21 protein-coding genes are annotated in these 24,592 nt (G+C 53.9%); 9 read left to right on the top strand and 12 right to left on the bottom strand.

Features of this window, described 5'->3' with window-relative positions; translation table 11 throughout:
* Positions 1-37 precede the first annotated feature (37 nt).
* The 3 genes from ptsN to npr are packed head-to-tail and all read left to right on the top strand — an operon-like array spanning position 38 to position 1,696.
* A complete protein-coding gene (gene ptsN, locus ACXI0A_RS03805) occupies positions 38-520 on the top strand; it encodes a PTS IIA-like nitrogen regulatory protein PtsN (protein ID WP_176505766.1) in 483 nt (160 codons plus the stop codon).
* A 52-nt stretch (positions 521-572) separates the two neighbouring features.
* Complete coding sequence (rapZ, locus tag ACXI0A_RS03800) at positions 573-1,427, top strand: RNase adapter RapZ (protein ID WP_034826630.1); 855 nt, start codon at positions 573-575, stop codon at positions 1,425-1,427.
* Positions 1,424-1,696, top strand: a complete 273-nt coding sequence (gene npr / locus ACXI0A_RS03795) for a PTS phosphocarrier protein NPr (protein ID WP_200576271.1) — start codon at positions 1,424-1,426, stop codon at positions 1,694-1,696. The genes rapZ and npr overlap by 4 nt, the downstream gene beginning before the upstream one ends.
* 6 nt (positions 1,697-1,702) lie before the next feature.
* On the opposite strand, the gene mtgA is transcribed toward npr, so the two are convergent.
* A complete protein-coding gene (gene mtgA / locus ACXI0A_RS03790) occupies positions 1,703-2,425 on the bottom strand; it encodes a monofunctional biosynthetic peptidoglycan transglycosylase (RefSeq protein WP_476150289.1) in 723 nt (240 codons plus the stop codon).
* An 878-nt stretch (positions 2,426-3,303) separates the two neighbouring features.
* Complete coding sequence (gene arcB, locus ACXI0A_RS03785; protein WP_476150291.1) at positions 3,304-5,658, bottom strand: aerobic respiration two-component sensor histidine kinase ArcB; 2,355 nt, start codon at positions 5,656-5,658, stop codon at positions 3,304-3,306.
* An 885-nt stretch (positions 5,659-6,543) separates the two neighbouring features.
* Between arcB and ACXI0A_RS03780 the strand changes: the two genes are divergently transcribed.
* Complete coding sequence (locus ACXI0A_RS03780) at positions 6,544-12,075, top strand: glutamate synthase-related protein (protein WP_476150293.1); 5,532 nt, start codon at positions 6,544-6,546, stop codon at positions 12,073-12,075.
* A gap of 66 nt (positions 12,076-12,141) precedes the next feature.
* Entirely contained in the window at positions 12,142-13,896 is a 1,755-nt protein-coding gene (locus ACXI0A_RS03775) for a sulfite reductase subunit alpha (RefSeq protein WP_476150295.1), read from the top strand.
* Positions 13,897-13,950: 54 nt separating this feature from the next.
* Here the strand turns inward: ACXI0A_RS03775 and sspB are convergent, their stop codons facing one another.
* The 5 genes from sspB to zapE form a co-directional block, all read right to left on the bottom strand.
* Entirely contained in the window at positions 13,951-14,433 is a 483-nt protein-coding gene (gene sspB / locus ACXI0A_RS03770) for a ClpXP protease specificity-enhancing factor (RefSeq protein ID WP_100704396.1), read from the bottom strand.
* 3 nt (positions 14,434-14,436) lie between these two features.
* Positions 14,437-15,078, bottom strand: a complete 642-nt coding sequence (gene sspA, locus ACXI0A_RS03765; RefSeq protein WP_084934324.1) for a stringent starvation protein SspA — start codon at positions 15,076-15,078, stop codon at positions 14,437-14,439.
* A 327-nt stretch (positions 15,079-15,405) separates the two neighbouring features.
* Positions 15,406-15,798 carry a 30S ribosomal protein S9 gene (rpsI, locus tag ACXI0A_RS03760; RefSeq protein ID WP_034826648.1) on the bottom strand — a complete coding sequence of 131 codons (393 nt, stop codon included), beginning with the start codon at positions 15,796-15,798 and terminating at the stop codon, positions 15,406-15,408.
* A gap of 15 nt (positions 15,799-15,813) precedes the next feature.
* Entirely contained in the window at positions 15,814-16,242 is a 429-nt protein-coding gene (gene rplM / locus ACXI0A_RS03755) for a 50S ribosomal protein L13 (protein WP_034826650.1), read from the bottom strand.
* A gap of 239 nt (positions 16,243-16,481) precedes the next feature.
* Positions 16,482-17,609, bottom strand: coding sequence for a cell division protein ZapE (zapE, locus tag ACXI0A_RS03750; protein ID WP_476150298.1), 1,128 nt, complete (start codon positions 17,607-17,609; stop codon positions 16,482-16,484).
* Between the two features lie 184 nt (positions 17,610-17,793).
* On the opposite strand from zapE, the gene zapG reads away from it, so the two are divergent.
* From zapG to degS, 3 genes are all read left to right on the top strand, one after another.
* Positions 17,794-18,198 carry a Z-ring associated protein ZapG gene (gene zapG / locus ACXI0A_RS03745; RefSeq protein ID WP_034826655.1) on the top strand — a complete coding sequence of 135 codons (405 nt, stop codon included), beginning with the start codon at positions 17,794-17,796 and terminating at the stop codon, positions 18,196-18,198.
* 112 nt (positions 18,199-18,310) lie between these two features.
* A complete protein-coding gene (gene degQ / locus ACXI0A_RS03740; RefSeq protein ID WP_224932294.1) occupies positions 18,311-19,681 on the top strand; it encodes a serine endoprotease DegQ in 1,371 nt (456 codons plus the stop codon).
* Positions 19,682-19,767: 86 nt separating this feature from the next.
* Positions 19,768-20,847, top strand: a complete 1,080-nt coding sequence (gene degS / locus ACXI0A_RS03735; RefSeq protein ID WP_476150301.1) for an outer membrane-stress sensor serine endopeptidase DegS — start codon at positions 19,768-19,770, stop codon at positions 20,845-20,847.
* A 69-nt stretch (positions 20,848-20,916) separates the two neighbouring features.
* Here the strand turns inward: degS and epmA are convergent, their stop codons facing one another.
* The 4 genes from epmA to efp form a co-directional block, all read right to left on the bottom strand.
* Positions 20,917-21,894, bottom strand: coding sequence for an elongation factor P--(R)-beta-lysine ligase (epmA, locus tag ACXI0A_RS03730; RefSeq protein ID WP_224932292.1), 978 nt, complete (start codon positions 21,892-21,894; stop codon positions 20,917-20,919).
* Between the two features lie 159 nt (positions 21,895-22,053).
* The gene (locus ACXI0A_RS03725; RefSeq protein ID WP_038649531.1) at positions 22,054-22,188 is read right to left on the bottom strand and encodes an entericidin A/B family lipoprotein; all 135 of its coding nucleotides are present in this window, start codon (positions 22,186-22,188) and stop codon (positions 22,054-22,056) included.
* 104 nt (positions 22,189-22,292) lie between these two features.
* Positions 22,293-22,427, bottom strand: coding sequence for an entericidin A/B family lipoprotein (locus tag ACXI0A_RS03720; RefSeq protein WP_084934331.1), 135 nt, complete (start codon positions 22,425-22,427; stop codon positions 22,293-22,295).
* Positions 22,428-22,477: 50 nt separating this feature from the next.
* Positions 22,478-23,044: an elongation factor P gene (efp, locus tag ACXI0A_RS03715; RefSeq protein ID WP_008104410.1), complete on the bottom strand. Its 567-nt coding sequence runs from the start codon at positions 23,042-23,044 to the stop codon at positions 22,478-22,480.
* A 41-nt stretch (positions 23,045-23,085) separates the two neighbouring features.
* On the opposite strand from efp, the gene epmB reads away from it, so the two are divergent.
* Complete coding sequence (epmB, locus tag ACXI0A_RS03710) at positions 23,086-24,114, top strand: EF-P beta-lysylation protein EpmB (protein ID WP_476150302.1); 1,029 nt, start codon at positions 23,086-23,088, stop codon at positions 24,112-24,114.
* Between the two features lie 43 nt (positions 24,115-24,157).
* Here the strand turns inward: epmB and ACXI0A_RS03705 are convergent, their stop codons facing one another.
* Positions 24,158-24,505: a DUF4156 domain-containing protein gene (locus ACXI0A_RS03705; protein ID WP_224932290.1), complete on the bottom strand. Its 348-nt coding sequence runs from the start codon at positions 24,503-24,505 to the stop codon at positions 24,158-24,160.
* Positions 24,506-24,592 lie beyond the last annotated feature (87 nt).

Here is a 24,592-nt window from a genome sequence, read left to right as displayed (position 1 = left end):
AACCTTGCGGCTATGTGAACTCGCAAGTGAAACGATGATGAACAACGATCTAACACTGGAATTGAGCTCGGTCCTCTCACTGGACTGTACCCGTAGCGGCGTACACTGCCAGAGTAAAAAACGCGCGCTGGAAATTATCAGCGAGCTGGCAGCGAAGCAGCTCAATCTGCCGCACCAGACACTTTTTGAAGCCATCCTGACCCGTGAACGCATGGGCAGTACTGGCATTGGCAACGGTATTGCCATTCCTCATGGCAAGCTGGAGGAGGACACACTGCGCGCCGTCGGCGTGTTTATCAGCCTCGACCAGCCGATCGCCTTTGATGCCGTGGACAACCAACCGGTTGACCTGCTGTTTGCTCTGCTGGTGCCTGCAGACCAGTGCAAAACCCATTTGCATACGCTGTCGCTGGTCGCTAAACGCCTGGCGGACAAAACCGTCTGCCGCCGTTTGCGCGCGGCACAGAGTGATGAAGAGCTCTATGCCATTATCACAGAAGCTCAGGAAGAACACTCTTAAGCGACAGACACATTTACCGGCGTGTTCGCCGGTTTAAAACGGGAGAAATGTGATGGTGCTGATGATCGTTAGCGGTCGGTCAGGCTCAGGAAAATCGGTTGCACTGCGTGCCCTTGAAGACATGGGATTTTACTGTGTCGATAACCTGCCCGTGGTGCTCTTGCCTGAATTGGCGAACACCTTAACGGAACGCAATATCTCGGCGGCCGTCAGCATTGATGTGCGCAATATGCCTGAATCGCCAGAAGTGTTTGAAACGGCGCTCAATAATTTGCCCGATTCGTTTTCGCCGCAGTTACTGTTTCTGGATGCCGATCGCAACACGCTGATTCGCCGTTACAGTGATACGCGCCGTCTGCATCCGCTCTCCAGCAAGAACCTGTCACTGGAAAGCGCGATTGATGAAGAGAGCGATCTGCTTGAGCCTTTGCGTTCGCGGGCTGACCTGATCATCGATACGTCCGAAATGTCGGTTCATGAGTTAGCTGAAATGCTGCGCACGCGCCTGTTGGGCAAACGCGAGCGTGAACTGACGATGGTATTTGAGTCTTTCGGCTTCAAACACGGTATCCCGATTGATGCCGATTACGTCTTCGATGTGCGTTTCCTGCCAAACCCGCACTGGGATCCTAAGCTGCGTCCGATGACCGGGCTTGATCGTCCAGTTGCCGCATTCCTCGATCGTCACACCGAAGTGCATAACTTCATTTATCAGACGCGCAGCTATCTGGAACTGTGGCTGCCGATGCTGGAAACCAATAATCGTAGCTATCTGACCGTCGCGATTGGTTGTACAGGTGGTAAACACCGCTCGGTTTATATCGCCGAACAGCTGGCAGATTACTTCCGCTCACGCGGCAAAAATGTGCAGTCTCGTCATCGCACCCTGGAAAAACGCAAATCATGACCGTGAAGCAAGTCGTTGAGATTCGTAATAAGCTGGGCATGCATGCGCGCCCGGCGATGAAGCTGTTCGAGTTGGTGCAGAGTTTTGACGCAGAGGTGCTGCTGCGTAATGAAGCCGGTACGGAAGCCGAAGCCAGCAGCGTGATTGCGCTGCTGATGCTCGACTCCGCGAAAGGCGGTCATATTGAGATTGAAGCCAGCGGCCCACAGGAAGTGCAGGCGCTAGCGGCGGTGATTGAGTTGTTTGAAGCGGGCTTTGACGAAGACTAAGTGCTGTTAGTGCAGTTTATAGCGTGCGAGGAAGCCTTCGCCGCCTAGCTGACGCATCTGGCGCATTATCCACTGCTGGCGCATTCGTACATACCCTGAAGGCGCATCTGCGCGGAAGCGAATAGGGTTTGGCAATACCGCCGCCAGCAATGCCGCTTCTGAAATCGTCAGCCGACTGGCCGGCTTGTGGAAGTATCGCTGTGAGGCTTCTTCTACACCAAACACACCGTTACCAAACTCCGCAATATTCAAATACACCGTCAGGATACGACGCTTCGTCCACACCGTTTCGATCCCCACGGTTAAACCTGCTTCCAGCCCTTTGCGTACCCAGCTGCGACCATCCCACAAGAACAGATTTTTTGCGGTCTGCTGCGACAGCGTAGAAGCGCCACGCATCTGTTCAGAGCCATCGTTATCCAGCACTTTTTGAATCGCATCGACATCAAAACCCCAGTGCTCAGGAAATTTTTGATCCTCAGAGGCAATGACGGCCAGCGCCATCCACGGAGAAATCTCATCCATGCTGACCCAATCGGAGTGCGCCACGTAATCGAACCGGCCGCTGAACCAGGCACCCAGCTGACGCTCCACCATCACCGCAGAAAACGGTACCGGTAAAAAGGCAAATATCACAATCCCGGCCAGCCAAACTCCCAGCCATGTCAGCAGCACTTTAGCGATCAGCACTTTAATGCGTCGCCCCATTTTCCCTTTACTCTTACTCATGCAATTTTCTCTTACCTGTTCCCTGCATTAATCAATCACTCAGGTCACAATTTTAATTACCTGCAATCCTGGACAAAACTTTATCGCTTATCGCGTGACAGTTAGAGGTAAAGCTATAACCTGCGTCATCATCGTTCCTTTATTAGAGCCAATCACATCAAGCACTTCCATCATGAGGGAATCGGTTCCATGGTGAAAAAGCCAGCAAAACCCTTACAAACGGATACTTCATGAGAAGTGATGAAGATCACATTTAAACTTTCACAATACTTAACAATAAACTTTCAAAGCATTTGAATAAGCTCACTGATAAGCGAGACCATTCCGAAAAACACGGCTGAAATCGCGTCAACATCGCCATGATTAACCCCGACGCTGGTAAAGGATTTAGCCTTCCGTTTGGTTTACATTACACCGCTAAACCTTAAACTGGAACTTTCTGCAGAGGGTTTCCAAAACGTTTTGGATAACCCACCACAACCACCTTATTTGTTAACTAATATCAGTACGTTAAGCTCACTTAAATCCGATTTTTCGGCTGATTAGGAATTTCAAAGCTGCTGTCAGGCTTTTCCTGCTGATTGCTGAAGGAAATTCAGGCAAAAAGCAGAACATTTGGTCAAAAATAGTGCAATACGGCAAAGAAATTAATTCCTTACTTGACTGTGTCAGCAAATTAATGTTTTCTGTATTTAATCGCTGCTCAACATCACACAATTTAATGAATCTTGTCACAAGCGTTGGCGAATTTGTTAAGGTGATTTCGAAGCGTTAACCAATACCAAACTGTTGCTGATCTATTCGACTTCTAACGATAGCAGCAGTACCCATTTCCCTGGTGTTGGCGCAGTATTCGCGCACCCCAGTTTCGACTGGGGTCATTTTTTTCTGGCATCCGAAGATTTTTCCCGCTCTGCTACCCACTCGCGCAACACATCAACATCATGCCGCCACTCATGTTTTAGTTCGTCGATCCACTCTTGCACGTTGTCCCACCATGCTGGCAATTCCGGCGACTGGATCTGTTTCGACAGTTTCTGCAGATGCAGCAGCCCCACCGAGCCCGCCGCACCTTTAATTTTATGCCCCTCTTCCGCGATACCCTTTTGATCACGTGCCATCATGTTGGAATCCAGTACGTCGAGATAGCCCGGCATCATCTGCTCAAACATCGTCAGGCTTTGTGTAATCAATCCTGGGCCGACCAATTCGATATACTGTTCCAGCATCTCCACATCGAGCAGCATGCGCGAGTGTTCGTCTGAGGAGGCCTGAACCTCCTCTACCGGTTCACCCTGATAATCCCAGAACTTTTTGATCATCGCGGTTAGTGCCGGCACCGCCAGCGGTTTGCTCAGCACATCATCCATACCGGCATCGAGATACTCTTTTTTGTCCTTCAGCACGTTGGCGGTCAGTGCCACCAGCGGCGGTAGCGTCACGCCCGCATGGCGCTGATGAATGGCGCGCGACACATCCAGTCCGGTCATATCCGGCAATTGGATATCCAGCAGCACCAGATCAAATTCCTGCGGATCGAACATTGCCAGCGCTTCAGTGCCGGTCATCGCCACTTCCACGCTGCAGCCGAGCTTCTCCAGAACCGAACTGGCAACAATAACGTTGAGTTCAATATCTTCGACCAGTAATACATGCAGCGCCGGCAGCGGCATGCTGTCGTCGAGATCTTCGTCTTCCACTTCATCGGCCACACGTGGTGCTTTAATCTCAACCACAAAGCATGAGCCCTGCCCCGGCGCGCTGCTCACGCTGATGTCACCGCCCATCGCCTGTGCCAGGCGGCGTGAAACTGCCAGGCCAATACCGGTACCGGTAGCCGGTTTGCCGCCGTGCTGATCTTTCACCTGGTAATACATCGCGAAGATCTTGTCCTGCTCTTCCTGCGGAATCCCCATGCCAGAATCCTGCACTTCAAAGCGCAGTGTTTCGTCCTGGCGATAGGCAACGCGCACCACAATTTCGCCCTGCTGGGTGAATTTCACCGCGTTACCGATCAGGTTCCACAAAATCTGACGCAGGCGCGTGCCGTCAGCAGAGATGATATGCGGCAGCGGTAGCTCTGGGGCCATCACGAACTTCAGCCCTTTTGGTTGCGCCAGTAACCCGGAGAGGTTTTCCAGATCGGCAAGGAAGCCGGTGAAGTCGAGCGGCTGATTATCCAGCTGCACTTTGCGGCGCTCGATTTTGTCCACTTCAATCACGTCATTAAAGATGTTGCCAAGGGTGATGGCCGAGACATGAATGGTTTTAAGGTACTTCAGCTGTTCCTGGTTAAGATCGGTATCCAGCAAAATGCGGCTCAGGCCGACAATGCCATTCAGCGGCGTACGCAGCTCGTGGCTGATAGTAGAAATAAAGGTGGTCTTCTCACGGCTGGCGTTCTCCAGCGCGTCCTGATAGCGCTTACGCTCGGTAATATCGCGACCAAAGCCCATCAAGCCACTGCGTTTACCCACGCGGTCGTAATACGGCACTTTACGGATTTCGAAGCAGGCTTTGCGCCCGTCGGGGTATTGCAGCCACTGTTCGTACGTCAGGGAGACATTATGGCGGAATACCTTCTCATCGGTCTCCAGCACCTTGGTGGCGGCATCTTCATCGTAGATATCGCGTGGCGTCAGGCCAATCAGCTGCTTCTCGCTCATGCCGGTCAATAACTCCATCGCGCGGTTACAGCCGGAGAACTGCTTGTCGATATTGCGATAGAACACTAAATCCGGCGAGGCATCGAGGAAGGAACGTAAGAAAGAGGATTGCTGCTCCAGCTCGATCTGCGCCTGTTCGCGACGCGCCATCTCTTCGCGCAGTTTATCCATCACCTGCTCGCGTGCCTGCTCCGCTTTAATACGGTCGTTAATTTCCTGATTCAGCTGAGCGATGGTCTCTTTCATTTGCTGATTGAGTTCCAGATCGCGCGTGCGCATCTCTTCCAGCTTGTCGACCAACTTCGTCAGGCGCTGGCGTGACTCTTCCAACTGATCCACCACCACCGAAAGAAAATAGACGGCCCAGGGCGTAATCAACAGACCAAAGAACACCGATCGCACCACGTCGATGCTTTCGACATGACCACGCAGCACCATGGTGACCGCCATCTGCACCACCATCGCCAGCACCACCAATGCCGAGGCTAGCAGCAGCGAGAAACGCACCAGCCCCAGCTTGACCATCAAATCAACGTAGTACTGCGCTAAAAGACGAATCTGTTTCATCACGAGCTCCCTGAACGAAATCTGGCTCATGATAGCGTAATTATCTCGGCACTGCGCCGACTCAGCGTGTCATTGCCTGCTGATTTTGCCTCATAATGGTGCATCGCAGCGCCATTTCGCCGATGTTCGCGTCGTTATGCGTAAATCGCTTGACTAAATCTGCGAACTGAATAATCTGGAGGGCCGCGCTTTTGCGACCCTTTTGTTACATCCCGTGCTATTCAGCCCCCCGGCAGCCATTCCATCTGATGGTTGCGTCTTGTTATTGCATATTCATTCAACTTTATCGCTGTTTTACTCACGCCTGCCCTGATTAATTTTACTAATGACAGACCTATTTTGATTCAAATATGACGCCATAAGAAAAACAGATACATCCTGTGCGTCAAACCGCCCCAACAGAATTTTATGCTGATGTCATACGGTTATTCAGCATTGTTTATATATATGAGGCGCACCTCACAGTGAGACGGCTCACACTTCATAGGGGAATCAGAATCGTCAGATTGACACTTATTTACGTAATAAATTGTTCATAATCATTAAGTTAAATCGTTAAAAAGGCTATTACCCGCATCAAAGCTGGCTATTTGACCTGAGTTCGCTTTCCCGATAAGTTGGAATTCCGCTGGATGCTTTCCAGTCGGGACTGTGTCTCGGCATATCTATGCAGCAAGAAATTCCCTCTGGATGCAAGTTATCTCCCGTAAGAGACCGGAAGTAAGAGCAGCTCATCAAGGACGACAACATAATCTCTTGAGAGCCTTTGCTCGGTATTGCGACGTCCGCGTTTAAGCGGCGAAAACGAATTTGATACAGCACGCAGCAGTGCTCTGTGCTTGAAATAATGCAGGTAATGTCAAAAGCAGTTTAAGGAGACCCTCAATGTCCACTCAAAAACCTCATCCATATGGTTTGTATGATCCATCAGCAGGAAGCGATAGCTGTGGTGTCGGGTTTATTACCCGTAAGGACGGCGAGCAGACCCATGAGATCCTGCAGATGGCGCATAGCGCACTGTGCACGGTACCGCACCGTGGCGGGATGTCTGCTGAGGGCGTGGGCGATGGCGCAGGTGTCAACGTCGACCTTTCTTTGAACTTCTTCCGTAAAGTCACCGGCCAACCGCTGGAAGCGGGTCGCTTTGGCGTCGGTAACTTCTTCGTGCCGAAAGATGCCGAGCTGCGTGCGAACGCAGAGCGTCTGGTGGAAGAAACCCTCGCTGCCCATAACTTCCCTGTGCTGATGAAGCGCGATATGCCGCTGGACGGCAGCGTGACACGCCCTGCCGCTCTGCAATTCCAGCTGCCGATTGTGCAGTGGATCTTTGCGGCACCGCAGGAAGTCACAGAGCAACTCGAGTTCGAGCGCCACATCTATCGTGCGCTGCTGGACATCGAAGCGCGTGCCTTTACTGAAAGCGAATTCGGCGGCCTCTATCCGCTGTCGCTCTCTTCACGCACCCAGGTGTTTAAAGCACGCCTGAACTCCAATGAAGTGATTCCGTACTTCAAAGATTTGACCGATGCCGATCATCAGGTGCGCGGGCTGTTTTTCCATACCCGCTTTTCGACCAACACCGATCCGCACACCACCATGGCACAGCCGTTCCGCCTGATGGCGCATAACGGTGAGCTGAACACCGACCGTAAAAACCGCATTGCGGAAGCCGCACTGATGCTGGCGCGTGGCAAGAAAATCGTGCGTCCAAAAGGTCAGTCCGATAGCTCGCGTCTTGACCAGAGCATTCACAGCCGTTTGATGGAAGATAACCTCGACCTGATCAACGCCGTGGTGTCGATGATGCCGCCAGCATGGGAGAACGATACCTCGCTGTCGAATGAAGTGCGCGCGATGCTGGAGTACTTCTCCCTTTACGAAGAGAAGAATGATGGCCCGGCTGCACTGATCTTCGGTAATGGCGAAGTGATCGGGGCGCGCCTTGACCGCCTCGGCCTGCGTCCATTGCGTTCAGTCGAAACCGCTGAGTACATCGGTGCGATGTCAGAAGCCGGCCAGATCGCCTTCCCACCGGAAAGCGTATTGCGCCGCGGTCGCATCGAAGCAGGCGGCATGCTTTATTACGATCACAAAGAAAAACGCTCTTACACCACGGTGGAAGCGCTGGAAAAACTGGCCGCAGAGAAAGATTACCTTTCACTGTTGAGCGCAGCACGCGTAGACCTGCACGATCTGCCGGAAATTCAGGCGGAACAGTTAGGTTCTCCGCTGCGTTATCGTGGTGATCTGCAAACCTATCAACGTTTCGTGGCTTACTACTACAACCAGGAAAGCTTCAAATTCATGATGGACCCGATGCTGCAAACCGGCGCTGAGAAGATCTCGGCGATGGGTTACGGCAACGCCATCAATGGCCTGTCTGACCACGAAGGCGGCATGGCGCACTACTTCTCACAACGTTTTGCTCAGGTTACCAACCCGCCACTGGACTCCATCCGTGAAGCGGATGGCATGACGCTGCGCGTGGCGCTGGGTGCGAAACCGCATCTCGGCCGTAGCAAAGGTCAGCAGGTTATCGTGCCTACGCCGATCCTGACGCACCTCGACATGCTGCGTCTGCGCGAGCAAACCGTCGCACCTTATGCACGCTTTGAAATGCTGTATGAGCCGGTGGTAGGCAAAGATATCGTCAGCCGTGCGGCTAACGCCAATGCGCTGGAAAACGCCATCGATAACCTGGCACAGCAGGTCGTAGATTTCGCACGCCAGCAAGGCGGCATCGCAGTCATCACTGACCGCCACATCTCTTCGACTCACGCGGCAATTCCAATGCTGCTGATGGTTTCTGCCATTAACCAGCGTCTGGTGCAGGAAGGTCTGCGTCTGGATGTTTCTCTGGTGGTAGAAAGCGGCCAGAGTATCTCCTCTCACCACATCGCAGCCACTTTAGGCTTTGGTGCGTCCGCGGTTTATCCGCTCGGCGTGCAGATGCGTGCTGAAGAGAAATATGGCGAAGGTGAAGAAGGTAACAAAGCCTTCAAACGCTATGCCAAAGCAGCCGAAAAAGCCTTGATGAAAACCATGGGTAAAGTGGGTCTCTGTACCGTTGAGAGCTACAGCTGTGGTGAGTTCTTTGAACCTAACTTCCTGAATACCGACGATCCGGTATTGAAGAAGTACTTCCCGAATATCAAAACTCCAGTGGGCGGCGCGGGCTTCCCGGCTATCGCTCAGATGGCAGCTGACTGGCATCAGAGCTCGCTGAAAATTCAGGGCGAGGCGGAAGTGCCACTGCTCGGCTTGTTCAAAGAGCGTGCGGAAGGCGCAGGTCACTCTTACGGCACCATCGCCGTACGTACCTTTATTGATATGACGGAACAGCCGATTCGCTTCGCTGACAAAGCGCGTGAAGAAGATAACTTCATCCGTCTGATGACGCTGGCCAAACTGGATAATGCCTTCAACATCAAAGCTGAGGCATTCAAAGACAGCAGCTTCGAGCGCATCCCGAACGAGGTGATTGACTCACTGGCGATTACGCCGGATTACCGTCAGTTCTCCAGCCTGATGCATGCGGAACGCAAACGTCGTCCAGCAGCACTGCGTGACATCCTCGCGCTGCCGTGCGATTTGACCCACGTTGACAGCGAAGCGGAGTTCGGTCGCAAACTGGGTCGCTACTCACTGGTCAACAACGGTTTCGCCACGCGTGGACTGAAGTGTGAAGCGGTGGACGGCAGCCTGAATCAGTTTGAACTGCGCCTGATTGATTCTATCGCAGGATTGAAGCCAGAAAATGAACGTCTGGAAGCGCTGGCACGTGCCCTGAAAACGCGCTTCAACGATGACATCGAAAGCAGCAGCGTAGCCGACGGTGTATTGCACATCACCGCTTACGGTAAAGCGGCAGATTACCTGTCACTGATCTTTACCGCGCTGCCTTCGCTGCCGCTGGCAGAGATTCAACCGGCACACGAAATCACCCGTACCTTCGCCTCAGGTGCGATGAGCCACGGTGCATTGGTCGCGCCTGCGCACGAAGCCGTGGCGCACGGTACTAACATGGTCGGTGGCATGAGTAACTGTGGTGAAGGTGGCGAGCACTATTCCCGTCACGGCACCATCCGCGCGTCACGCATTAAGCAGTTGGCGTCTGGTCGTTTCGGCGTGTGGGCGGCTTATCTGGCCGACCCGATGCTGGAAGAGCTGGAGATCAAGATTGGTCAGGGCGCGAAGCCGGGTGAAGGCGGACAGCTGCCAGCACCGAAAGTCACCGTGGAGATCGCTGCAGCGCGTGGCGGTACGCCAGGTGTTGAGCTGGTTTCACCACCGCCGCACCACGACACCTACTCCATCGAAGATTTGGCGCAGTTGATTCACGACTGTAAAGCGGCGCGCGTGCGCGTCATCGTGAAACTGGTGTCTTCAGAAGGTATCGGCACCATCGCGGTCGGCGTGGCAAAAGCCGGCGCAGACGTGATCAACGTGGCAGGTAACACCGGTGGTACCGGTGCGGCCTCGGTCACCAGCCTGAAATACACCGGCCGCGTCGCTGAAATCGGTATCGCAGAAGTGCATCAGGCGCTGTGCGCGAATGGCCTGCGTGACAAAGTTCAATTGCGTTGCTCCGGAGCACAACAAACCGGTAGCGATGTGATCAAATCGGCCCTGCTCGGCGGCGATAGCTTCGAGTTCGGCACCACCGCGCTGATGATGCTGAAATGCGTGATGGCGAAAAACTGTAACGTCAAATGCCCGGCCGGTTTAACCACCAACGCCGAAGCTTTTGATGGCGATCCGCGTCAGCTGGCGCAGTACTTCGTTAACGTGGCGCAGGAAGTGCGTGAGTTCCTCGCCCGCCTCGGCTTGCGTTCACTGCGCGAAGCGCGCGGTCGTTCTGACCTGCTGCACCTGATGGATCATCCGCTGGAAGTGGGCAAACTGGATCTGCGTGCCATGTTGACCGTGGTGCCAGAGCAGAAGATCGCTAAGCCGGTCTATCTGGAAAAAGATTTTGAGCTGGATGATGGCTGGGTTGAAGAGCTGAAAACTCAGCTTATTGGCCAGGCGAGCCGCGATATCGCGCTCGGCGCAGGCATCACCCTGAACAACCGTAACAAGAGTGTTGGCGGCCAGTTGGCCATCGACATCGAGCGCATGCTGAATCATGAACTGTCTGCTGAACAACGTGCTGCACTGCCAGCGGTGTTCAAAGACGATCGTGGCCGTCACTACCTGGCACCGCGCACCGTTAACATCCACACCAGCGGATCTGCCGGTCAGTCATTTGGTGCCTTCTGCAACGATGGTATGCAGATGAAGCACTACGGCACCTGTAATGATGGCGTGGGTAAAGGTCAGTGCGGTGGCGAGCTGGTAGTGATGTCACCAGGCGGCGGCGCGCAAGACAGTGATGGCAACGTGCTGATCGGTAACTTCGCGCTGTTCGGCGCGACCGGTGGCCGCTTGTTCGTACAAGGCCAGGCGGGCGACCGTTTTGCTGTGCGTAACTCTGGTGCAACCGCAGTCGTCGAAGGCGTCGGTGATTTCTGCTGCGAATACATGACCAACGGTGCGATTTTGAACCTCGGCACCTTTGGTAAAGGCTTCGGCAACGGCATGAGCGGTGGCTTTGCTTACCAGTACGATCCGTACGGCGCATTAGCGGGACACGCGGCAGGTGACTCCGTGCTGTTCGGTTCTATCGCTGACGAAGACGAACTGGCGCAGGTGCACAAGCAAGCGGTACTGACCATGCTGAACTGGCATCTGGAAGCCACTAATTCCCCTCGTGCAGCCTGGCTGCTGGAGAACTGGGAAACCGAGTGCCACCACTTTGTCTATGTGATGCCGCGTTCGCTGCTGCTGTATCAAGACGGCGGCGAGATCCTGAAAGCGAAATCGCGCAAGGATCTGCTGGAAGAGTTGTCAACGTCACTGGCTGCGCATCAGGTTGCCAAGTTCAAAGCGGCATGGCGTACAGGCAAAACCATTGCGGATGGCGCAGTACCGGCTTACGGTGCGACCGATACGGCAGAGATGTTCGTGTTGCTTAACAACTACACCGTACTGAGCTTCGCGCAGCAGTTGGCGCTGGGCAAACTGCCGAAAGGCACGCCAGTGGAAGATGCGGCGGTCGAGAAAGCGGTTCGTAACCTGCTGATGACCGAAGATTTTGCGCTGGTGAGCAAACTGCAACGCCATGCACGCTCAGCGATTGAGAGCTACAGCGATGACGAACTGGCTAGCCTGATTGCGGCCAAACGTATGTCCGATTACAAAGCGGCGCTGACGCAACGTAACATTCGCTCCATGGACAGCCTGGCAACCTACGGGTGGATCATTTATCAGGATGCGCGTAACCGCGAGGTGCTGGGTCATCTGCCTGATTTTGAAGAGCTGTTTGCACGCGCTGCGCTGCCAGAAATCGCCGCTGCTGTCGGGAAACTTTCCTGATAGCAGCACCAATGAATGTGTGTATATTGACTGAACATCACGAGACGGGTTTGAGTACAGATATCCATGAAGATTCCTTACATTCCTGAAGATGCGCCGTTTAACGGCGAACAGAAATACTGGCTGGCGGGTTTTCTCGCCGGTCTCCACTCGCGTCTGTTGGTATTAGAAGATAAGCAGACGGCACCTGCGGCCGGTGGCGCCACCAACACGCAGTTGCACATTCTGTTCGGTTCACAAACCGGCAATGCGGAAGCGCTGGCACAAACTGCCGCGAAAGCCGCTCGTGCCAAAGGTCTGGTGCCGGTGGTTCAGGCATTGGGCGAAGTGGATTTGGACGTGTTCGCCACCATGCGCCACGTGTTGATTGTCACCTCAACCTATGGCGAAGGCGAAATGCCGGACAACGCCCAGTTGTTCTGGCAGGCACTCTCTGCCAGCACCGCGCCGCGTCTTGAGCAGATGCACTTTGCCATCCTGGCGATTGGCGATACCGGCTACGATGGCTTCTGCCAGGCCGGTAAATTCTTCGATATGCGCCTGGAACAGCTGGGTGCTAAACGCGTCTTTGACCGCATCGACTGCGACATCGACTTCGAAGAGCCGTCGAGTGCATGGATTGGCGATGCAATGCCACAGTTTGCCGCCAGTGCGGGCAGCAGCGGCACGGTATTAGAGAGCGCGCCAGAAGCACCGGTCATTCCAGGTAGCAATAAACAGAACCCTTACGCGGCTGCTTTGGCGACCAATAAGCGTCTGTCTGGCGAATCATCAGCGAAAGATATTCGCCACTTTGAATTCGATCTCACCGACAGCGGCCTGAAATATGAAGCCGGTGATGCTCTGGGCGTGATCCCAGTGAACGATGCTGAACTGGTTAGCCTGCTGTTGAGCGAGCTGAAAGCCGACTATGAAACGCCGGTTCCTGGCTTTGATCGTAACCTCGGCGACCTGCTGACCTATCAGTTCGAAATCTCTGAGCCATCGCGCAAACTGATTGAGTGGGTTGGACAGAACACCAGTAATCAGGAACTGCTGCACGTGTTGCAGCATGACGACAAAGATACCCTGGCCAACTGGCTGTGGGGCAAAGATACGCTGGACCTGCTGCAGCTGGAGCTGAAGCGCCACCTGTCTGTGCCAGAACTAATCGCGATGCTGCGTCCGTTGCAGCACCGAGCGTACTCCATCTCTTCCAGCTCGAAAGCGCATCCAAATCAGGTACACCTGACTATCGCTTCAGTGCGTTACCACAGTGGTGGCCGTGAGCGTAAAGGCGTGTGTTCAACCTACCTGGCTGAGCGCGTGCGTCGTGGTGAGAAGCCGGCAATCTTCATCTCGCCGAACAAAGCGTTCCGCGTACCGGCGAATACCAATGCGCCGCTGATCATGGTTGGCCCTGGCACCGGTATTGCACCGTTCCGCGCTTTCCTGCAGGAGCGTCAGTCAACCGGTGCTGAAGGCAAAAACTGGTTGTTCTTTGGTGATCAGCATCAGGAACACGACTACATCTATGAAGATGAGATGAGCGGCTGGCAGCAAAGCGGTCTGTTAACGCATCTCGACCTGGCGTTCTCACGCGATCAGGAAGAGAAGATTTACGTGCAGAACCGTATGCTGGAAAAAGGCGCTGAGCTGTACGCCTGGCTGCAGGATGGCGCGTATTTCTACGTGTGTGGCGATGCTTCGCGCATGGCGAAAGATGTCGATGCTGCGCTGTATGAAGTAGTGCGCCAGTTCGGTGGCCTCTCCAGCGAACGTGCGGCAGCTTACATCGATCAGCTGAAGAAAGATAAACGCTACCTGCGTGACGTCTACTAAGCATTGCAGACATAAAAAAACGGGCCAATTGGCCCGTTTTTTATTTCATGCGATTTACTTCACTACGCGCAATGAAGGACGTCCACCACGCGGTGGCGGTTCATCATCAGGCGAATGATCGTTATCAGCCGCATCGTCGGGACGATCGCCATCAATCACAGACATCATCGTCTCTTCCTGACCTTCCTGCTCGTTGGTTTCCAGCTCGTAAGCCGGTTCCGGTTCGAACATGGTACCTGCACCGTTTTCACGTGCGTAAATGGCCAGAACAGCCGCCATTGGCACAGAAACCTGGCGCGGTACGCCGCCGAAGCGTGCATTGAAGCTCACTTCGTCGTTGGCGAGGTCGAGGTTACCGACAGCGCGTGGCGCAATGTTCAGAACGATCTGGCCATCACGCGCATACTCCAGCGGCACCTGCACACCAGGCAGATTGATGTCGACCACCAGATGCGGCGTCAACTGGTTGTCGAGCAACCAGTCATAGAACGCGCGCAGCAGATACGGACGACGAGCCGTTAGTTGCGACATTTCCATACATTAGCCCCGGGCTTGCAGGCGCATTTCACGTTCTGCTTCCGTTAATGAAGCGAGGAAAGAGTCACGTTCAAATACGCGTGTCATGTAGCCTTTCAGCTCTTTAGAACCCGCGCCAACCAGTTCTACGCCCATCTGCGGCAAACGCCACAGCAGCGGTGCCAGGTAGCAATCTACCAGGCTGAACTCTTCGCTCATAAAGAACGGCGTGCGTGCGAACAGTGGCGCAATCGCCAGCAGCTCTTCACGCAGTTGTTTGCGCGCGGCATCAGCTTCAGCGTTGTTACCAGTTTCGATCGCGCGCATCAGGGTGTACCAGTCCTGCTCGATGCGATGCATCATCAGGCGGCTCTCACCACGGGCAACCGGGTAAACAGGCATCAGCGGTGGATGTGGAAAACGCTCATCCAGATATTCCATGATGATGCGTGATTCATACAACGTCAGTTCACGGTCAACCAGCGTTGGTACAGTGCGATACGGGTTGAGGTCAATCAGATCCTGCGGCAGGTTATCCGTTTCAACCTGCTCGATCTCCACGCTGACGCCTTTTTCTGCCAGCACGATACGTACCTGGTGGCTAAAGATGTCAGTCGGACCGGAAAACAGCGTCATTACCGAACGTTTGTTGGCAGCGACAGCCATGAAAACCTCCAAGTTTGTTCACAAAAAGATACTGCGAATAGCCAACCACGCGGCGACTCACCTGCTCATCAGATTCGCACACAGCCAACGTCAGCGGCGCTTTCCCGTCGTCCCGACAGGAATAACACGCACAACGCTCCGGCTTGCGGGCGCAAAGTGTCAGTGAGTTTACCAGATTTTAAGCAGCTTGTGGGGCGGGGATGATGAATTGCGGGCAAAATGCGGGTAAAGCTCGCGTTTTTAGCGTGAAAAATCGTGAATGGCAGCAATAAAAAACCCGCCGAAGCGGGTTTTTTGAGCAAATTGTGTCTACCGAAGCAGCAACAATTAACGCTTAGAGAACTGCGGACGACGACGTGCTTTACGCAGGCCGACTTTCTTACGTTCAACTTCACGTGCGTCACGGGTAACGAAGCCCGCTTTACGCAGTTCAGGACGCAGAGACTCGTCGTATTCCATCAGAGCGCGTGTGATACCGTGACGGATCGCACCAGCCTGACCAGAAATACCACCACCTTTAACAGTGATGTACAGGTCAAATTTACCAACCATATCAACCAGCTCCAGCGGCTGACGCACGACCATGCGTGCAGTCTCGCGACCGAAGTATTGCTCCAGTGAGCGCTGGTTAATTACGATGTTACCGCTACCCGGCTTGATGAAGACGCGAGCGGCAGAGCTTTTGCGGCGACCAGTGCCGTAGTTTTGAGTTTCAGCCATTGCCTATAATCCCGATTAAATGTCAAGAACTTGCGGTTGCTGCGCCGCGTGAGTGTGCTCGTTGCCTGCGTAAACTTTCAGTTTACGGTACATAGCACGACCCAGCGGGCCTTTCGGCAGCATGCCTTTAACCGCGATTTCAATCACACGCTCAGGACGGCGCTCGATCATCTCTGCAAAGGTCGCTTGCTTGATACCACCGATGTGGCCAGTGTGGTGATAATAAATCTTGTCAGTACGCTTGTTGCCGGTTACAGCAACTTTCTCAGCGTTCAGAACGATGATGTAATCACCGGTATCAACGTGCGGAGTGTATTCCGCTTTGTGCTTACCACGCAGACGGCGCGCCAGTTCAGTCGCGAGGCGACCCAAGGTTTTGCCAGTTGCGTCAACAACATACCAGTCACGCTGTACGGTTTCTGGTTTAGCTGTAAAAGTTTTCATTGAAAAGCTTACCCAAATAAAAAGTTACACGTTGGTGAAATCCCAAACGCTAAGTAAACGATTGAGGCTCACACGACCATTTTGCCCAGCAAGCCACCCCTTCAAGTGAGTTACCGGATCACATCGAGTTCTTGGGAAAGAAAACCGATGCTGTAACGTGGGGTCGCAAGATTATAGAGAAGTCGAACTCAAAGATCGAACCTTTTTGCATCGAAATCCTGCGTTTTCTGCCCACGTCATCAGGGCAGATGCGGCAGACGCAAATACTCTTCGCTCTGCATCTCCTGCAAACGCGACAAGCAGCGCTGATACTCAAACTTCAGGCGCGTGCCCTGATAAATTTCAAACAGTGAGGTTTCGGCCGCGACCACCAGTTTAACGTGGCGTTCGTAGAACTCATCCACCAACGCCAGGAAACGGCGTGCCTGATCTTCGGTCTTATAAATCATCACCGGCACATCGTACAGCAACACGCTGTGGAAGCGGCGTGATAATTCAATATAGTCGTGCTGGCTGCGCCCTGTGCCGCACAGCGACAGGAAATCAATGGCTAATACGCCTTCGTTAACGCCCAGCGTCGGCATCTGACGATGGTTAATCTCCAGCACCGGCGCCTCTTCACGCGGTTTGCCGGAAAGTGCACGGAACATACGCTCCATCTCAGCATGCGTGGCGTCGTTAAGCGGGAAATTCCACAGATGGGCGGAAGTCAACGTACGCAGGCGATAATCAATGCCCGCATCCACGTTCATCACATCACAATGGCGTTTGATCTGCTCAATAGCGGGCAGAAAACGCGGGCGCTGCAGGCCGTTGCGATACAGATCGTCAGGCGGAATGTTTGAGGTCGCGACCAGTGCGATACCGCGATCAAACAGCGCTTCCATCAGCGTACCCAACAGCATGGCATCGGTAATGTCTGACACAAAAAATTCGTCGAAGCAGAGAATATCGGTCTCTGCTTTAAAGCGGTCGGCCACAATCAGCAGCGGATCGCTGTGCCCCTGCAGCTGCGTGAGTTCTTCATGGACGCGCAGCATAAAGCGATGAAAATGCAGGCGGAGTTTACGATCGCCAGGAATAGACTGAAAAAATAAATCCATTACCCAGGTTTTACCGCGACCGACACCGCCCCACATATAGAGACCCCGCACCGGCGCTCCGCTGCTGTTTTTCTCTTTGGTCATCAGTTTCGATAAGCGGCCAAATAGCCCTTTAGCGGCAGGTTCAGGCGCGGGCTTACGGGCAATCAATCCTTGCTGGATCGCATCCAGGCGGGTAATAGCCTCGCGTTGTACATCATCCGGACGAAACTCGCCCTGTGATAGCGCCTGCTCATAGCGGGCAAGCGGAGATGAGGTTTGCATGGTTCTCTCAGAATCCCTGAAAAAGTCCGATTCACGGGTCGGTTGGCGAAAATTAGGCCGCACTACACTAAGCGATGCAGCCCGATAGTTCCACTTCCATAAGATTATTGGTTATAGTGGCTGCTATTGAAGTGGAAACAGAAGCAATGCCCTACGAAGCAACGGAAATTACACGGGAGTCATTATGACCTGGGAATACGGGCTGATTGGTTTAGTGATTGGCATTATTGTCGGCGCAGTCGTTATGCGTTTTGGCAACAAGAAGCTGCGTGAGCAGCGTAGCATGCAGTACGAGCTGGAAAAATCGAAGGCTGAGCTGGCAGATTATCGCGAAGAGCTCACCAACCACTTTGCGCGCAGCGCAGAACTGCTGGACAACATGGCACATGATTATCGCCAGCTGTATCAGCATATGGCAAAAGGTTCGAATGACCTGCTGCCAAATCTGCCAGGCGAAAAAAATCCGTTTGCCTACCAGCTGACGGAAGCCGAAGCGGATAACGATCAGGCACCGGTGCAAATGCCGCGTGATTACTCTGATGGCGCATCCGGTTTGCTGCGCGGTAGCGACCGTACACCGCGTAAATAATCCTTTTGGGGCACAGCTTAGCTGTGCCCTTTTTGTTTTCCGAACACTTACGCCAAACTACTGTCACACTTTCTATCCCCCTTTCTTCTTTCGCAGCGAGAGCGTTGTAGCAATGAAAAAACAAGCACGACTGTTAAGCGCATTAGCCTTGAGTATTGGGATGAGTCTGGCGGCAACGCCTGGCGCGATGGCGACGCTGCCCGCTCAGGTGCAGGGCCAGGCACTGCCGAGCCTGGCACCGATGCTGGAAAAAGTTCTGCCCGCGGTCGTCAGCGTGCATGTTGAAGGCACCGACAGTGGTCAGCAGGCACAGGACATTCCTGAACCGCTGAAGCGCTTCTTTGGTCAGGCGCCGGGACAATCCCAGCCACAGCCGTTTGAAGGCCTTGGTTCAGGCGTGATCATTGATGCGGCGAAGGGCTACATCCTCACCAACAATCACGTGGTGAACGGTGCCGATAAAATCAGCGTCCAGCTCAGCGATGGCAATGAATATGATGCCAAACTGATTGGCCATGATGAGCAAACCGACATCGCGCTGATTCAGGTCGAAGGCGCTAAAAATCTGACGCAGGTGAAAATCGCCGACTCAGACTCACTGAAAGTGGGCGACTTTGCCGTGGCTATCGGTAACCCCTTCGGCCTCGGCCAAACCGCGACCTCCGGTATCATTTCGGCATTGGGGCGTAGCGGATTGAACCTTGAAGGGCTGGAAAACTTCATCCAGACCGATGCAGCGATTAACCGGGGTAACTCCGGCGGTGCGCTGGTGAATCTGAATGGCGAGTTGATTGGTATCAACACCGCGATTCTGGCCTCCAGCGGCGGCAACATCGGTATCGGCTTCGCGATTCCAAGCAACATGGCGATGAATCTGGCGCAGCAGCTGATTCAGTCTGGTGAAGTGAAACGTGGTCAGTTGGGCATCAAAGGCACCGAAATGACGCCTGACATCGCCAAAGCCTTTAACGTTGATGCGCAGCGCGGCGCCTTTGTCTCAGAAGTGCTGCCGAACTCCGCCGCACAAAAAGCAGGCATCAAAGCAGGCGATATCATCACCTCCATCAACGATAAAGACATCACCAGCTTTGCTGAGCTACGCGTGAAAGTGGGTACCACCCCGCCGGGCCAGCAGGTGAAAATTGGTCTGCTGCGTGAAGGTAAGCCTGTGACGGTGACTGTGACGCTGGAGCAGAGCGCGCAAAGTACCGCCAGCGCCCAGCTGATGTCACCTGCCTTACAAGGTGCAACACTGAGCGATGGCGCAGCTAAGAGCGGCGATAAAGGCGTAAAAGTGGATGCCATCGAAAAAGGCACGCCGGCTGAGCAGGCTGGCTTGCAGAAAGATGATGTGATTGTCGGTGTTAACCGCGATCGTGTCACTTCACTGGCGGAAATGCGTAAAGCGCTGGAAAGTAAACCCGCGATCCTGGCATTGAACGTGGTGCGCGGCGACGAGAGCATTTACTTACTTATGCGATAATCCTCGCAACAGGCGGACAAGCAGGTGTTTGTCCGCCTTTCTCATGTTATTCTGCCCAGCGATCCCACCTTTCCTGAAATAACACCATGTTTCCTAAACTTTTGCGTTCTGTGGTGATGGGCTTGATCGTGGCGGGCTTACTGCTTGTTGCGATTCCTGCGCTGCGTATGAGCAGCAACGTCACCTTTGATCATGACAACAGTGATGATGAATCCCCCGTGAGCTTCAATCAGGGGGTGCGCCGCGCTGTGCCTGCGGTGGTCAACGTCTATAACCGCAGTGCCCATGGCAACAACAATCGCGGTATCACCACGCTGGGTTCAGGCGTGATCATGAACGTGAAAGGCTACATCCTCACTAATAAGCATGTGATTAATAACGCCGACCAGATCATTGTGGCGTTGCAGGATGGCCGCTTCTTCGAGGCCACTTTAGTGGGTTCTGATGCCATGACCGATTTGGCGGTGCTGAAAATCAGCGCCACCAACCTGCCAGTGATTCCCATCAACGCCAAACGTATCGCCCATATCGGTGATGTGGTGATGGCGATTGGCAACCCCTATAACCTCGGCCAGACCGTCACTCAGGGCATTATCAGTGCCACCGGGCGCGTGGGCTTAAGCTCATCTGGACGTCAAAACTTCCTGCAGACCGATGCTTCCATCAATCAGGGCAACTCAGGCGGCGCGTTGATTAACTCGCTAGGCGAACTGATGGGCATCAATACGCTGACGTTTGATAAAAGCAATGATGGCGAAACGCCGGAAGGGATTGGCTTTGCGATTCCGACCGCGTTAGCAACCAAGATCATGGATAAGCTGATTCGCGATGGTCGGGTGATTCGCGGCTATATCGGCATCACCGGACGTGAATTGCCGCCGCTGCATGGTCAGGGCAGTAGTCTGGATCGGGCACAGGGCATTATCGTTAGTGAGGTCACGCCAGGTGGGCCAGCCGATCATGCCGGGATTCAGGCCAATGATGTGCTATTGCAGGTGAACGGCAAACCGGCGCTGTCCGCGCAGGAAACCATGGATCAGGTGGCGGAGATTCGCCCAGGATCGGTGATTCAGGTGCAGGTTCTGCGTAACGAGCAGAAGATGATGCTGCCCGTCACCATTCAGGAATTCCCCGAAGCACCAGCCGCTCCCACGACGCAGCAGTAACCCTTAAATGAACAACGGCGCAATACCTGCGCCGTTGTTGTCTGAAACACCCTGCCCGAGCAAGAATGATCAGCTGCGATCCACCGGGAAGGCAATCACATCGCTCAAGGCATTGGCTTTCAACGCCAGCATAATCAAACGATCCACACCCAACGCCACACCTGAGCAAGCAGGCATGCCATGTGCCAGCGCATCCAGCAGGTTGGTATCAATCGGATGCTGCGGCAGTCCACGGGCGGCACGGCGGCGGTTATCCTGCTCAAAGCGCTGACGCTGCTCGCGGCTATCGGTTAACTCACGGAAGCCGTTAGCCAGCTCCACACCTTTGTAATACACCTCAAACCGTTCCGCGACGCGATGATCCTCAGTGCTGATCTCCGCCAATGCCGCCTGGCTGGCCGGGAAGTGATACACGAAGCACGGCTTATCGTTACCAATCTTCGGCTCAACGCCCAGCATAAACAGCAGCTGCAGTAGCGTATCGCGGTCTTCTTCACGGTTCGCCAGTTCGCTTTCACCCAATTTAGCCGCTGCTTCACGCAACTGCGTTTTATCCGCCGACAAAGGATCGAGTTCCAGATGGCGAATAAACGCCTGCTGATACGACAGGGATTCGGCGCTATCGCACTCCAGCACCTGCTGCATCAGATCGTCGACTTCGTTCATCAGACGATACATATCGTAGTGCGGGCGGTACCACTCCAGCATGGTGAACTCTGGATTATGGTGACGGCCCGCTTCTTCATTACGGAAGCAACGTCCCATCTGATAGATCGGGCCACTGCCCGCCGCCAGCAGGCGCTTCATGTGATATTCCGGGCTGGTCATCAGCCACAGATCGCGTCCTTCCGCGGCTCCGGGGCCGACAAAACGCGTCTGGAACGGCACCAGATGGATGTCAGTGATGGTCGCCTGGCTCATCGCCGGGGTATCCACCTCCAGCACGCCGCGATCGGCAAAGAAACGACGAATCTCCGCCAAAATGGCGGCGCGTTTCAACAAATTGGCAATGGGTGCGCTCGGCTGCCAGCTTGCCGTTTCGCTCATGTTGGTGACTCCGTATACAGATAAGGGGGAGAAGTCTACCCGTATTGGCTACGCCAGACAACGGCGCGTCGGGATCGAGGACGCTCGCGCTGTCTTTTCAGACAAAGAAGTGGGATAAGAGAAAATCCGGTACGAAACCAGGTTTCGCACCGGTTTTGATTACTGTGCGCTGCGCTGAATCGCTTTGCCACCGGCCTGAACGTCCTCGCCAACACCACGGGTGGTATTGCAGGCGGTCAACACAGAGGAAAGCACCAGAACAGAAAGAATCGCGACAATACTTTTCTTTAACATAGCCATATCCTTGTTGGTTGCAGTAAAAGTACAGCCTTTCAAGCATAGACCTTCTATACAGCCCTGCTGGCTAAGCCGCTGAGAAAAGGCGATGTCGTCGCAATTTATTTGTCGGCTGCACGTGAAATAGCACCGCCCAAATGGGAGACGTCTTCACCAAAGCCGTGAAAGGTGTTGCAGGCACTTAAAGCAGAAGAGACGAGCAACGCAAAAACAGCCAGTTTCGCTATCTTTTTCATTATTCTGAACTCAAAAAAAAGCGCATCGATTGATGCGCCTGATTTGGCAATTATTTTACGCGAGAAACGTATTCGCCAGAGCGGGTGTCAACTTTTACCACTTCGCCAATCTGCACGAACAGTGGAACTTTGATCACTGCGCCAGTAGACAGGGTTGCTGGCTTGCCGCCGGTACCGGCAGTGTCACCTTTCAGACCTGGGTCAGTTTCGATGACTTCGGCTTCGATGAAGTTCGGTGGCTGAACAGCGATAGCTTTATCGTTCCACAGGGTAACGATACAATCCGCATTGTCCTGCAGCCATTTGGTCACGTCGTCCAGCACTTTAGATTCGATCTGATACTGCTCGAAAGACTCTGGGTGCATGAAGTAGAAGAAATCGCCGTCGTTGTAAGAGTACTGCAGCGTCATATCACGAACGTCTGCGCCTTCGGCAGAGTCGGTAGATTTGAAGGTCTTCTCAACGCGAGAACCGGTCAGCAAACGACGCATTTTCACGCGCGCAAATGCCTGGCCTTTACCCGGTTTGACGAACTCACTGGCTTCGATGGCGTATGGTTCGCCTTCGAACATGATTTTAAGACCGGGACGGAAATCGTTGCTAAGATAAGTCGCCATAAAGGCCCTCTGTAAATATTGAACTGGTAATAGCCAAAAAAATGGCAAACATTGTAACCCTAAATCCCCCCATCAGAGAAGATTGGTTGCAGCAACTTGCTGATGTTGTCACCGATCCTACTGAATTACTGCAACTTTTATCTCTCGAACAGCATGCGGATCTGGCCGCAGGCAACGATGCGCGCAAGCTTTTTGCGCTGCGTGTGCCCCGTGCCTTTATTCAGCGCATGACGCCAGGCGATGCAAACGACCCACTTTTGCTGCAGGTGGTGACCAGCCGTCAGGAGTTTGTTGATGCGCCAGGTTACAGTACCGACCCGCTGGATGAACAAAGCAGCGTGGTGCCTGGTTTACTGCATAAGTATAAAAACCGTGCGTTGCTGTTGGTGAAAGGCGGCTGTGCCGTCAACTGCCGCTACTGCTTCCGTCGTCATTTCCCCTATCAGGATAATCAGGGCAATAAGCGTAACTGGCAGGCCGCGATCAATTACATCGCTGAGCATCCGGAGCTGGATGAGATTATCTTCTCGGGTGGCGATCCGCTGATGGCGAAAGACCATGAGCTGGCGTGGCTGGTTGGCGCACTGGAGAAAATCCCTCATCTCAAGCGTCTGCGTATTCATAGCCGTTTACCCGTGGTGATCCCGGCTCGTATTACGGAAGGATTGTGTCAGATTCTGGCTGAGACGCGGCTGCAAGTGCTGATGGTCAGCCACATCAACCACGCGCAAGAAATTGACGATGAGCTGCGCTACGGCATGCAGATGCTGAAACGTGCGGGTGTGACCTTACTTAATCAGAGCGTGCTACTGCGCGGTATCAATGATGATGCACAAGCGCTGGCCAACCTGAGCAACGCGTTGTTCGATGCCGGTATTCTGCCGTATTACCTGCACGTACTGGATAAAGTGCAAGGCGCGGCGCATTTCTTTGTCTCGGATGACGAAGCACGTGCGCTGGTACGCCAATTGCTGGCGATGGTTTCCGGTTATATGGTGCCAAAGCTGGCGCGCGAGATTGGCGGAGAGCCAAGCAAAACGCCGTTGGATTTGCAGCTCCGCCAGGAATAAAAAAAGCCGCATCAGCGGCTTCTTTTACAACTCGTTCATGCCATTACGGGCACTTATACACCTGACCCGACATTTTGCTGTCGAGTGGTGCGAATGCAGAGAGCAGATTCTGCGTTGGGCTGGTTGCACCGTAAATCACGTTGCCGCCCATGTCTGCCGCACGGTTACGCAGGTCGTTGGCTGCGCCACGCAGCGAACTGCCTTCACCGCCTGATCCGCTCAACCAGTTGCTCTGTGAGCCGGTGACATTGCCCAGCAGCTGACATTGGCTTCCAGGCTGTTGGTCAACGAAAGTCACACGCTGTCCACCGGAACTCAGTTGATTGGAGCTGCTGCAGCCCGCCAGCAGTAAAGTCCCTACCGCCAGTCCGAGCAAGAGGTTAATCCGCATTGTAATCCCCATTTATTATCATCAGTATCGGGCGGCAGCGTAGCAGAAAAGCGCACTTTTTTTCTGAACATTCATTGCCCTAAACCC

The organism is Pantoea sp. C1E2 (assembly GCF_056491465.1).
This window is presented reverse-complemented; position numbering and strand designations above follow the sequence as displayed.